General features: G+C 57.9%; 9 protein-coding genes and 1 pseudogene. 8 read left to right on the top strand and 2 right to left on the bottom strand.

What is annotated here, in order from left to right; genetic code table 11:
- Positions 1–154 precede the first annotated feature (154 nt).
- From WLO32_RS13900 to WLO32_RS13890, 3 genes and pseudogenes are all read left to right on the top strand, one after another.
- Positions 155–1,624: an amino acid permease gene (locus tag WLO32_RS13900; protein ID WP_435945648.1), complete on the top strand. Its 1,470-nt coding sequence runs from the start codon at positions 155–157 to the stop codon at positions 1,622–1,624.
- A gap of 134 nt (positions 1,625–1,758) precedes the next feature.
- A pseudogene (locus WLO32_RS13895) lies at positions 1,759–2,806 on the top strand (FecCD family ABC transporter permease).
- Positions 2,806–3,591: an ABC transporter ATP-binding protein gene (locus tag WLO32_RS13890; RefSeq protein WP_435945647.1), complete on the top strand. Its 786-nt coding sequence runs from the start codon at positions 2,806–2,808 to the stop codon at positions 3,589–3,591. The pseudogene WLO32_RS13895 and the gene WLO32_RS13890 overlap by 1 nt, the downstream one beginning before the upstream one ends.
- Before the next feature lie 60 nt (positions 3,592–3,651).
- On the opposite strand, the gene WLO32_RS13885 is transcribed toward WLO32_RS13890, so the two are convergent.
- Positions 3,652–5,634, bottom strand: a complete 1,983-nt coding sequence (locus WLO32_RS13885) for a ligand-gated channel protein (protein WP_435945646.1) — start codon at positions 5,632–5,634, stop codon at positions 3,652–3,654.
- 232 nt (positions 5,635–5,866) lie between these two features.
- The gene (fghA, locus tag WLO32_RS13880; RefSeq protein WP_435945645.1) at positions 5,867–6,700 is read right to left on the bottom strand and encodes an S-formylglutathione hydrolase; all 834 of its coding nucleotides are present in this window, start codon (positions 6,698–6,700) and stop codon (positions 5,867–5,869) included.
- A gap of 108 nt (positions 6,701–6,808) precedes the next feature.
- On the opposite strand from fghA, the gene WLO32_RS13875 reads away from it, so the two are divergent.
- The 5 genes from WLO32_RS13875 to mglB all read left to right on the top strand — a co-directional run bounded on the left by WLO32_RS13875 (position 6,809) and on the right by mglB (position 12,363).
- Complete coding sequence (locus WLO32_RS13875) at positions 6,809–7,933, top strand: YbfB/YjiJ family MFS transporter (RefSeq protein ID WP_435945644.1); 1,125 nt, start codon at positions 6,809–6,811, stop codon at positions 7,931–7,933.
- Between the two features lie 116 nt (positions 7,934–8,049).
- The gene (gene folE, locus WLO32_RS13870) at positions 8,050–8,715 is read left to right on the top strand and encodes a GTP cyclohydrolase I FolE (protein ID WP_435945643.1); all 666 of its coding nucleotides are present in this window, start codon (positions 8,050–8,052) and stop codon (positions 8,713–8,715) included.
- An 18-nt stretch (positions 8,716–8,733) separates the two neighbouring features.
- Positions 8,734–9,891: a DUF418 domain-containing protein YeiB gene (gene yeiB / locus WLO32_RS13865; RefSeq protein ID WP_435945642.1), complete on the top strand. Its 1,158-nt coding sequence runs from the start codon at positions 8,734–8,736 to the stop codon at positions 9,889–9,891.
- 157 nt (positions 9,892–10,048) lie between these two features.
- Positions 10,049–11,071, top strand: coding sequence for an HTH-type transcriptional regulator GalS (galS, locus tag WLO32_RS13860; protein ID WP_435945641.1), 1,023 nt, complete (start codon positions 10,049–10,051; stop codon positions 11,069–11,071).
- Between the two features lie 293 nt (positions 11,072–11,364).
- A complete protein-coding gene (mglB, locus tag WLO32_RS13855) occupies positions 11,365–12,363 on the top strand; it encodes a galactose/glucose ABC transporter substrate-binding protein MglB (RefSeq protein WP_435945640.1) in 999 nt (332 codons plus the stop codon).
- Positions 12,364–12,405 lie beyond the last annotated feature (42 nt).

Here is a 12,405-nt window from a genome sequence, read left to right as displayed (position 1 = left end):
CGGTTTTTTTATCCCGCCTGCGCCTTCCGATAAGTCCTTTACTTATAATTCAACGCCGATCATGAAGCTCTCTTATAACCCGGCATTTCTGCTATAAGAACGAGGCGGTTTTGTTACAATCTTGCCTCATTTTTTGGAAGGACCGCAATTTTCTATGGTTTCTCAAGATAAAACCACACAAGCGCCTGGCTTACGTCGTGAGCTGAAAGCGCGCCACCTGACGATGATCGCCATCGGCGGTTCCATCGGTACGGGGCTTTTTGTCGCATCGGGTGCGACCATTTCTCAGGCGGGCCCCGGCGGCGCGCTGTTGTCCTACATGCTGATTGGTCTGATGGTCTACTTCCTGATGACAAGCCTCGGCGAACTCGCCGCCTACATGCCCGTTTCCGGCTCTTTCGCCACCTACGGCCAGCAATATGTCGAAGAAGGTTTTGGCTTCGCGCTGGGCTGGAACTACTGGTACAACTGGGCGGTCACCATCGCCGTGGACCTCGTTGCCTCGCAGCTGGTGATGAACTACTGGTTCCCGGATACCCCGGGCTGGATCTGGAGCGCGCTGTTCCTCGGCATCATGTTCCTGCTCAACTACATCTCCGTGAAAGGCTTTGGCGAAGCGGAATACTGGTTCTCGCTGATTAAGGTCACCACCGTCATTATCTTTATCGTCGTCGGCGTGATGATGATCGTCGGCATCTTTAAAGGGGGGCAGCCTGCGGGCTGGAGCAACTGGACGATTGGCGAAGCGCCGTTCGCCGGCGGCTTCTCGGCAATGATTGGCGTGGCGATGATCGTCGGCTTCTCCTTCCAGGGCACCGAGCTTATCGGCGTTGCGGCGGGCGAATCTGAAGATCCGGGCAAAAACATCCCGCGCGCCGTGCGTCAGGTTTTCTGGCGTATCCTGCTGTTCTACGTGTTCGCCATTTTGATTATCAGCCTGATCATTCCTTATACCGATCCGAGCCTGCTGCGTAACGACGTGAAAGATATCGGCGTCAGCCCGTTCACGCTGGTCTTCCAGCACGCGGGGCTGCTGTCCGCGGCGGCGGTGATGAACGCGGTTATTCTGACGGCGGTGCTCTCAGCGGGTAACTCCGGCATGTACGCCTCAACCCGTATGCTCTACACCCTGGCCTGCGATGGTAAAGCTCCGCGTATCTTCGCGAAGCTTTCCAAAGGCGGCGTGCCGCGTAACGCGCTGTATGCGACCACCGTTATCGCCGCGCTGTGCTTCCTGACCTCTATGTTTGGCAACCAGACCGTTTACCTGTGGCTGCTTAACACCTCAGGCATGACCGGCTTTATCGCCTGGCTGGGCATCGCCATCAGCCATTACCGCTTCCGTCGCGGCTATGTGAAGCAGGGCTTCGATATTAAGGACCTGCCGTACGTGTCGGGCTTCTTCCCGCTTGGGCCGATCTTCGCCTTCGTACTGTGCTTAATCATCACCCTGGGGCAGAACTACGAAGCATTCCTGGCTGATAGCATCGACTGGGGCGGCGTTACCGCCACCTATATTGGTATCCCGCTGTTCCTGATTATCTGGTTCGGCTACAAATTGACCAGGGGCAGCCGTTTTGTGAAGTACAGCGAAATGACCTTCCCGGCGAGCGTTAAGAAATAAACACCCGAGGGCGCGATAATCGCGCCCTTTTCTTTGCCGCGTTCCGCCGTTTCTTTTTCGTAACCTTAACAAGCGAAGTGATATTTACCGCCATCTGATTTATGGTTAGCGCTTCCTTTTGAGATGAAGAAGCCATGAGTACCCACTCCACGATTTCAGGCCGTTACCGGCTCGTGCTGCGCCGCCGTTACTGGCTGATGCTGGCGCTGGTGCTGGGCCATCCTCGCTTCGCTGCTGCTGGATTTTACCCTCGGGCCCGCGGGCCTGCCGCTGAAGGCTTTATGGCAGACGCTTATCGACCCGGCGCAGGCTGACGCGGGCACCCGCGTGATAGTCTGGGACATCCGCTTGCCGTACGCGCTGATGGCGCTGCTGGTGGGCATGGCGCTCGGCCTCGCCGGCGCGGAGATGCAGACCATCCTCAATAACCCGCTCGCCAGCCCCTTTACCCTTGGCGTTTCCTCCGCGGCGGCGTTCGGCGCGGCGCTGGCGATTGTTCTGGGCATCGGTATTCCGGGCGTTCCCGACCAGTGGTTTATCCCGGCAAACGCCTTTGTTTTCGCGCTCTTTACCGCCCTGATGCTGGATGCGGTGACAAGGTGGACGCGGGTCGCTTCGTCCGGCGTGGTGCTGTTCGGCATTGCGCTGGTGTTTACCTTTAACGCGCTGGTGTCGCTGATGCAGTTTATCGCCAGCGAAGATACGCTGCAGGGGCTGGTGTTCTGGACGATGGGCAGCCTTGCGCGCGCCTCCTGGGAGCGGCTCGGGGTGCTGGCGCTGGCCTTTGCCATCGTGCTGCCCGTCTCGATGATGAGCTGCTGGAAGCTCACCGCGCTGCGCCTGGGCGAGGACAGGGCGGTAAGCTTCGGCATCGACGTAAGGCGCCTGCGGCTGGCGACCCTGCTGCGCATCAGCATTATTTCCGCGCTGTCGGTCGCCTTCGTCGGGCCGATTGGCTTTATCGGCCTGGTGGCGCCGCATATCTCCCGCATGATGTTTGGTGAAGATCACCGTTTTTATCTGCCGGGCAGCGTGCTGGTCGGCGCGCTGGTGCTGTCTGCGGCTTCCGTTGCCTCGAAGAATATCGTGCCGGGGGTCATCGTTCCGGTAGGCATCGTGACCTCGCTGGTGGGCGTGCCGTTCTTCCTGAGCATTATTCTGCGCCACCGGGGGAACGTCTGATGCAGGGCTTGCAGATTGCGGACTTTAACGCCGGCTATCCGAAACACAAAATTATTGAAAACCTGAACGTGCCCACGCTGCCGCGCGGAAAAATCACCGTGCTGCTGGGGCCAAACGGCTGCGGGAAATCCACGCTGCTGCGCGCTCTTGCCGGACTCGGCCACGCGCAGGGGCGGCTGCTGCTGGATGGCGAAGACCTGATGGCGCTGCCGTTTGCAAAACGCGCCGGGCAGGTGGTTTATCTGCCGCAGTCGCTGCCGCAGGGCGTTCACCTGCACGTTTTTGAGTCCATTATCGTGGCGCAGCGCGCCTCGGGCGGGCGGCACAATCCGCAGGGCGAGGCGCAGGTGATGGCGCTGCTGGAGCAGCTGGGGATAGCGCATCTGGCGTTAAGCTACCTCGACCAGCTGTCCGGCGGGCAAAAGCAGCTGGTGGGGCTTGCCCAGTCGCTGATCCGGCGCCCTTCTTTATTGCTGCTTGATGAGCCGCTTAGCGCGCTGGATCTTAATTACCAGTTCCACGTGATGGACCTGGTGGCGCAGGAAACCCGCCGGCGCAATATCGTCACCGTTGTGGTGGTGCACGATATTAATATCGCCCTACGCCACGGCGAACACGTGCTGATGCTGCGTGCGGGCAAGCTTGTCGCCAGCGGCGAGCCGGAAGAGGTGATTACTGCGCAAAGCCTGGCGCAGGTATACGGCGTGAAGGGCAGAATCGAGCGCTGCTCCCGGGGAGTGGCGCAGGTATTGATCGACGGACTGGTTGAAACGCCAGGGGAATAGGCCGGCAAAAGAAAAGCCCGCAGCCAAAGAATGCGGGCTTTTTAGCAGCGAACGCTACGATCAGAAGTTATAGGTTAAGCCTACGGTATAGCGACGGCCGTCGAGAATGGTCTCGTAGTTTTCGTAATCGATAGTTTTATCAAAGACGTTATACACCCCCGCGGAAACCGTCATGTCTTTATTCGCGTTATAGCGCAGACCGACATCGACCAGCGTGTAGGAAGGTGTGCTTTGCGCCATCGAGGTTCTGCTCAGGTACTCGGAGGTTTTCCCGCGCAGGTTCAGGCGGCTCCAGAAGCCCACGTCCGGCGTAGCCTGCCAGTCAAGGGTGGAGTTGAACATATGCTTAGGCATTTTGTTCAGCGGCTTGCCGGAGAACTGCCCGCTTTTTTGTTCTGACTCGGTATAGGTGTAGTTGCTGGTTAAGTTCAGCGTCGGCGTTATCTTCCAGCCAAAGGTGGACTCCACGCCGCGCATGTTGGCCTTATCCACGTTTACCCGGTCGCTGACGAAGTCATAGCTGTGGTTGCCGATGCGGCACGCGGGATCGGCACTGCTTTCACAGCGGCGCACTTCCGTGATTTTATCCTTAAAATCAGTATTAAACAGGGTGATGCCGGCGTTGAGGTTATCGCTGTTGTCCCACAGCAGGGCGATTTCTTCGCTCAGGCTTTTTTCAGGCTTCAGGTCGGGGTTGCCGACGATGATGCCGTCCAGGCGTCCTCCGCCGGTCACCTGGCCCCAGCTGGCCGAAGACTGGCGTAAATCCGGCGAGCGGTAGCCCGCCGACACGCCGCCTTTAAGCGTCCACTGTTCAGCGAGATGCCAGACGCCGTAGCCGCGCGGCGTCCAGTGGGTGCCGTAGTTTTCGTCTTTATCCATGCGCAGGCCGCCCGTCAGCGTGAAGCTGTCGGTCATTGCCCATTCGTCTTCGCTAAACAGCGCCCAGCTCCAGCGCGTCAGTTTGTTAAGGCCCTGCGCGGCTTCAAGCTGGTTGCCGTCGTCCCTGAGTTTTTCATAACGGTACTGCCCGCCGAGCGTCAGCGTGTGGTCGCCCAGGAAAAGCTGGTTTTGGTTATTGAGGATGGTGTTGTAAGACGCCATGTCACGCCCGGGATTGTTGCTTTTCTCCTGCTGGACATAGGTGGTGGTGTTAATGTCGTCGTAGTAGCCGTGGTGGGTCAGGGCGTAGGTCGTGTGCTCATAGCGGCTTTCGCTTTTGGTGTTCGGGGTGCAGGTTTTGCCGCATTTTTCAGCCGCCATGGATTCGCCAGGCGTGCTGTTGCGATCCTGAAGCTCCCGTGAAAGCTCAAGATCGAAATCGTTTTTATCATCCGGCGTCAGGTTGAAGGCGACCGAGCCGTTACGCATTTTCTGCTCGTTGTAGCCGTTAACGATTTTGTCTTCCGCCCGGCGTGAGAGCAGGCCGGTGACCTTCGCGCCCAGCAGGCCGTCAATCAGAGGCCCGGAGGCGTAGAAATCCGTCTGGAAGATATCGCCGGAATCATGATTTTCCTGGAAGGTCGCGTCGCCGTGAAGCGATCCCGCCCAGCCGCGGGTATTGGATGTTTTTTTGGTAATGACGTTAATCACGCCGCCCATCGCATCGGAGCCGTACAGGGAGGACATAGGGCCACGGATAACCTCAATGCGTTCGATTGATTCGAGAGGCGGCATCCAGCCCTGCTCAATGCCCGCGTTATCGCTGTTCGGGCGCGTGCCTCGCGTGCTGATGCGCTTGCCGTCGATTAAAAACAGCGTGTACTGGGATGACATGCCGCGAATACTGATATCGCTGCTGCTGCCGCCGCCGGTCACCACGACGCCGGGCACGTCTTTTAGCGCGTCGGTGATATCGCGATAGGCCTTATCTTCAATTTGCTCTTTGCTGATAACCGAGATCGACGCCGGCGCGTTTTGTATTTTCTGTTCAAAGCCCGTGGCGGTTACGACCAGCGTATCCTGGGTTTCTGCCTGGGCAAGGGAAGGTGCTGAAGCTGCGCAGATAACTGCGGCGATAAGTTTGATGCGAGGCATTGGCATATTTTCCACTCCATGTGTTAAGAAAAGGCTCCATCAGTCATAACCCGGTAATAATTGTGCGTATATCTTTGACTTCTAAGGCCTCTGAGCCGATGAAGAACCGTGGGGGATTGTACAAAAAAATCCTCTTTTGTAAACACGAATGATATTAATTATCATTTTGTTTCATTGTGGAGGAATTCGGCAGAGAGCGGGAAGGGGAAGTAAAAGGCGGGGAAAGCCCCGCCTGACGCTATTTCAGCAGATGCTGCGCGTGGAAGCGCAGGTGATCTTCTACGAAGGTGGCAATAAAGTAGTAGCTGTGGTCGTAGCCCGGCTGCACGCGCAGGGTTAGCGGCCAGTTTTTTTGCCGCGCGATTTCGGCAAACTGCGAGGGCTGGAGCTGATCGGCGAGGAACTGATCCGCGTCGCCCTGGTCGATAAGCGTCGGCAGGGCGTCTGCCGGATCGCTCGCCGCCAACAGGCAGCAGCTGTCCCATTCCCGCCACTGGCTTTCATCCTCGCCCAGATAGGCGCTAAAGGCTTTTTTCCCCCAGGGCACGCGCGTTGGGTTCACAATGGGCGCAAAGGCGGAAACGGAGCAGAAGCGGCCGGGGTTTTTCAGCGCGATGCTTAGTGCGCCGTGTCCGCCCATCGAATGGCCGAAGATCGACGCCTTTTCGCTGACGCTGAATTTGTCGGCGATTAAAGCCGGCAGCTCGTCGCGAATGTAGTCATACATGCGGTAATGTTCGGCCCACGGCTGCCGGGTGGCGTTGAGATAAAACCCGGCGCCCTGGCCTAAATCATAGCTTTCGTTATTCGGCACCTTCTCGCCGCGCGGGCTGGTATCCGGCATCACCAGCACGATGCCCAGCTGTGCCGCTACACGCTGGGCGCAGGCTTTGGTGGTGAAATTCTCATCGTTACAGGTCAGTCCGGATAGCCAGTAGAGAACGGGCGGGGGAGTGGTGCGCGGCGGAGGCAGAAAAATACTGAACGTCATCGGGCAGTTAAGCGCCCGGGAGTCATGCCGCCAGCGCTGCTGCCAGCCTTCAAAACATCGGTGTTCTTCGAGGAGTTCCATCAGGACGTTTCCTTAATTATCTTCAGGATCAATGAACAACTTTCACTTCACCCCAGTCTAGTCATGCTGCATCATGCTGACAACGATATTGTAACAACCGAGGTTGATGTGGCGGCACGTATCGCGTTAACGGGTTTTCTGGTGCTGGTGGTGGCGATGGGCATTGGCCGCTTTGCGTTTACGCCGCAGGTGCCGCTGATGATAAGCGAAGGCCAGCTCACCTTAACCAGCGCCGGACTGGTGGCCGCCACTAACTATCTGGGCTATCTGGTCGGCGCCTGGGACGCGATGCGCGCCCGCCGTCACGTGGAGCTGCGTTTGCTGGCCGGAGTCTGGGGCGCGGTTATCCTGACGCTGCTTTCGGCCATGACTGACGCCGCGCCCTGGCATGCCGTGATCCGCTTTCTGCTTGGCTGGGCGAGCGGCTGGGCGATGGTGCTGATCGCGGCCTGGAGCAATGAGCGGCTGGCGCAGCTTGGCAAACCCGGCCTGAGCGCCGCGGTATTTGCAGGCCCCGGAGCGGGGATATTTATCAGCGGGCTGCTGGCGGTAGGCATTCACAGCCTTGGGCTTACGGCAAGCGAGGCCTGGCTGGTTTATGGGATGCTGGCGCTCGTTTTCGTGCTGCTGATTGCGCGCAATCTGCCTCGCAGGGGCGAGCTGCATCGCCCCGACGCGGCGCCGGAACCGCTGATTCTGACCGTGCCGCTTAAGCGGCTGGCATGGAGCTATAGCCTCGCGGGCTTCGGCTATATCCTGCCCGCCACCTTCTTATCGCAAATGGCCCACGCCCGCTTTCCGGACAGCGTATTCGCCCAGTTCGTCTGGCCGGTATTCGGCGGCGCGGCGGTTTCAGGGATTTTGCTCGGCATCGCCACGCGCCGGCTTCTGCACAGCAATCAGCGCCTGGCGCTGGTGCTCTGGCTGCAGGCGCTTGGGGTCTTCGCTTCGGATCTGGTCCCCGGCATGGCCGGCCTGGTGCTGGGCGCGCTGCTGGTCGGCGGCGGCTTTTTATGCGCGGTGCAGCTCGCCTTGCAGTACGGTCGCGAAATGGCGCCCGCGCACATGCGCTATCTGGCAGGGTTATTGACCACGGGCTACGCCGTGGGTCAGCTGGTCGGCCCGGCGCTGTCAGCGTTATCCACCGCCTTAACGCATCGTCTGGAACCCGCGCTGTATGTCGCCGGCGTCGCCCTGATCGTAGGCGGCGCCCTGGTCTGGAAAAGGAATTGACGATTTCAATAATTATCCTTTGCGCTACTGGATTATGTGGACGCGCTCACGCACAATGAGCGCACACTTTGTCCCACGTAGGGCAGAGGTCAGCCACACCTGCAGGAGAAAACAGCATGTCTACACTCAGTAAAGAAGCCGCTTTGGTGCACGAGGCTTTGGTTGCGCGCGGCCTGGAAACGCCTTTGCGTCCGCCGTTGCGCGCCCTGGATAACGAAACCCGCAAACGCGAGATTGCCGGACATATGACGGAAATCATGCAACTGCTGAACCTTGACCTGAGCGACGACAGCCTGATGGAAACGCCGCATCGCATCGCCAAAATGTATGTCGATGAGATTTTCTCCGGCCTGGACTACGCCAACTTCCCGAAAATCACCGTCATTGAAAATAAAATGAAGGTCGATGAGATGGTGACGGTGCGCGACATTACGCTTACCAGCACCTGCGAGCACCATTTCGTGACCATCGACGGTAAAGCAACGGTTGCCTATATCCCGAAAGATACGGTGATCGGCCTGTCTAAAATTAACCGCATCGTGCAGTTCTTCGCCCAGCGTCCGCAGGTTCAGGAGCGTTTGACCCAGCAGATCCTGATTGCCCTGCAAACGCTGCTTGGCACCAACAATGTGGCGGTTTCTATTGATGCGGTCCATTATTGTGTCAAAGCTCGCGGGGTGCAGGACGCCACCAGCGCCACCACCACCACCTCGCTTGGCGGCTTGTTCAAATCCAGCCAGAATACACGCCAGGAGTTCCTGCGCGCCGTTCGTCATAGCTAACTCTTAAGCAGGGGATATATGGAGAGAAACGTCACGCTGGATTTTATTCGCGGCGTCGCTATTCTCGGCATCCTGCTGCTGAATATCGTGGCCTTCGGTTTACCGAAGGCGGCGTATATTAATCCCGCCTGGTCCGGCTCTGTTACCCTTAGCGACGCCTGGACATGGGCGACGCTCGACCTGTTCGCCCAGGTCAAATTCCTCACCTTATTCGCCTTGCTGTTCGGCGCGGGCCTGCAGATGTTGTTACATCGCGGCAAACGCTGGATACAGTCGCGCCTTACGCTGCTCGTGCTGCTCGGTTTTATGCACGCTTTGCTGCTGTGGGATGGCGATATTCTGCTGGCTTACGGCCTGGTGGGGCTGGTTTGCTGGCGTTTGATTCGCGACGCGCCGGGCAACCGCCCGCTGTTTAATACCGGCGCGCTGCTGTACCTCACGGGCGTGGGCGTTTTGCTGCTGCTGGGGTTTATCTCCGGCGATGCGCCTAACCGGTCCTGGGTGCCGGACGCGGCGAATCTGCAGTATGAAAAATACTGGAAAGTTAACGGCGGCGTGGAGGCCATCAGCAACCGCGTTGACCTGCTCTCTTCAAACCTGCTGGCGCTGGGCGCGCAGTATGGCTGGCAGCTGGCCGGCATGATGCTGCTGGGCGCCGCGCTGATGCGTAGCGGCTGGCTGAAGGGGCAATATAGCCTGCATCACTATCGCCGCATCGGCGCCTGGCTGATTGCGGCGGGGATGCTGATTAACCTTGCGGGCATTTATGCCCAGTGGCACGTCAGCTGGAACTACCGGTGGTGCGCATTTTTACTGCAGGCTCCCCGTGAGCTGAGCGCGCCGTTTCAGACCATCGGCTATGCCGCGCTGGCGTTTGGCTACTGGCCGTGGCTGGCAAAACGTCGCCTGGCGGGCGCCATCGCCTGCGTTGGGCGCATGGCGCTGTCGAATTATCTGCTGCAAACCCTAATCTGTACCACGCTGTTCTTCCGTTTTAAGCTGTTTATGGAATTTGACCGCCTGCAGCTGCTGGCCTTCGTTCCGGCGGTGTGGGCGGTGAATATTCTTTTCTCGGTGCTCTGGCTGCGCTACTTCCGCCAGGGGCCGGTTGAATGGTTATGGCGACGCTTAACCGCGCGCGCGGCGGGGGTATCCCTGAGCCGTCCGGCAAGATAATGATATACATCACAAAGGTTAACGAATTGTATGTAACCGTTTTCATGAGTGTGATCCTCTTCACGTAAACCTCCCCCGACTCGCTGCCAGAATAGCTACCTTGTCAAAAACAGGGTGCAGCTATGAGACCGACTCTTTCAACGGCCTGGTATCAACTATGATCACCATTCGTGACGTTGCCCGTATCGCCGGCGTTTCGGTGGCGACGGTGTCCCGCGTGCTAAACAACAGCGCGCTGGTCAGCGCCGAAACCCGTGAAAGCGTGATGCAGGCTGTCTCCCAGACAGGATATCGCCCTAACGCAAATGCGCAGGCGCTCGCCACCCAGGTCAGCGACACCATCGGCGTGGTGGTCATGGACGTGTCCGACCCTTTCTTTGGCGCGCTGGTAAAAGCGGTGGACGTGGTGGCGCAGCAGCACAATAAATACGTGCTGATAGGCAACAGCTACCATCAGGAAGAAAAAGAACGTCACGCCATCGAGGTGCTGATTCGCCAGCGCTGCAACGCGCTTATCGTCCACGCGAAGGCCCTGAGCGACGCGGAGCTGGGCGAGTTTCTCGACCACATTCCCGGCATGGTGCTGATAAACCGCATCGTGCCCGGCTACGCCCATCGCTGCGTGGGCCTCGACAACGTAAGCGGCGCGGTGATGGCAACGCGCATGCTGCTTAATCAGGGGCATCAGCGCATCGGCTACCTTGCTTCCAGCCACAATATCGAAGATAACGAGCAGCGCCGCGAAGGCTGGCTGCGCGCCCTGACGGAGCAGGGCATCGCGCAGCCGGAAAACTGGGTTGGCGTGGGCTCGCCGGATATGCAGGGCGGGGAGGCGGCCATGGTTGAGCTGCTGGGACGTAACCTGCAGCTAAGCGCGGTGTTTTCCTACAATGACAGCATGGCGGCAGGCGCGCTTACCGCGCTGAAAGATAACGGCATTATCGTTCCCCATCACGTTTCCGTTATCGGCTTTGACGATATTCCTATCGCCCGTTACACCGACCCGCAGCTCACCACCGTGCGTTACCCCATTGTTTCAATGGCCCGTCTGGCCACCGAGCTGGCGTTACAGGGCGCGGCAGGGACGCTGGACAGGGATGCAACGCACTGTTTTATGCCGACTTTAGTGCGCCGCCATTCGGTTGCGCCAAAGCAAATTGTGGCGCCGATCACTCTCTGATTAAAGACTTTGATGTAACCGGTTTCAATCTGTGAGTAAATTCACAGTTAATTAACATGCCGCTGTCTATGATGTCAGCGTTTTATCAGCTGAAACACTATGTAACGGTAACTACTCGGTTCCACCATAGGTATTCGGCGAAAAACACCTCATAAAATGCAGTTCAGGATCGTTACAGAACACGGAAGAGTAATTATTTCAGGATAATTTTCGGCATTCAGTAACGTTTTCATAACATTGCTGCCCTGCCATGAATTTAACCAGTACTACCCTGCAAAAAAACCGGAGATACCATGAATAAGAAGGTTTTGACCCTGTCCGCCGTTATGTCCTGCATGCTGTTTGGCGCGGCTGCTCACGCTGCTGATACCCGTATCGGCGTGACCATCTACAAATACGACGACAACTTCATGTCCGTCGTACGCAAAGCTATTGAAAAAGACGCCAAGGCCAGCCCGGACGTTGAGCTGCTGATGAACGACTCCCAGAACGACCAGTCCAAACAAAACGATCAGATTGACGTGCTGTTGGCGAAAGGCGTGAAAGCCCTGGCTATCAACCTGGTTGACCCGGCGGCGGCAGGCACGGTTATCGAAAAAGCTCGTGGCCAGGACATTCCAATCGTCTTCTATAACAAAGAACCTTCTCGTAAGGCGCTGGATAGCTACGATAAAGCTTACTACGTGGGCACCGACTCCAAAGAGTCCGGCATCATCCAGGGCGACCTGATTGCTAAACACTGGGCGGCCAACCCGGCATGGGATCTGAACAAAGACGGCCAGGTTCAGTTCGTGCTGCTTAAAGGCGAACCGGGCCACCCGGACGCCGAAGCGCGTACCACCTACGTTATCAAAGAGCTGAATACTAAGGGTCTGAAAACCCAGCAGCTGCAGTTGGATACCGCCATGTGGGACACCGCTCAGGCGAAAGATAAAATGGACGCCTGGCTGTCCGGCCCGAACGCTAACAAAATCGAAGTGGTTATCGCCAACAACGATGCGATGGCAATGGGCGCGGTAGAAGCGCTGAAAGCACACAACAAATCTTCTATTCCGGTCTTCGGCGTGGATGCCCTGCCAGAAGCGCTGGCGATGGTTAAATCTGGCGCTATGGCCGGTACCGTTCTGAACGATGCCAACAACCAGGCGAAAGCAACCTTCGATCTGGCGAAAAACCTGGCCGACGGCAAGCCTGCCGCGGAAGGCACCAGCTGGAAGATCGATAACAAAATCGTCCGTGTTCCTTACGTCGGCGTTGATAAAGACAACCTGGCGGAGTTCGTCGGTAAATAAGTCAGACAGATTGCAACGGGCGTGCGCAGGTGCGCCCGATTC

It is taken from the genome of Dryocola mayonis (genome assembly GCF_051307045.1).
Taxonomy (GTDB): Bacteria; Pseudomonadota; Gammaproteobacteria; order Enterobacterales; family Enterobacteriaceae; genus Dryocola.
Note: the sequence above shows the minus strand (reverse complement) of the source record. Positions and strands in the feature narration are given on the sequence as shown.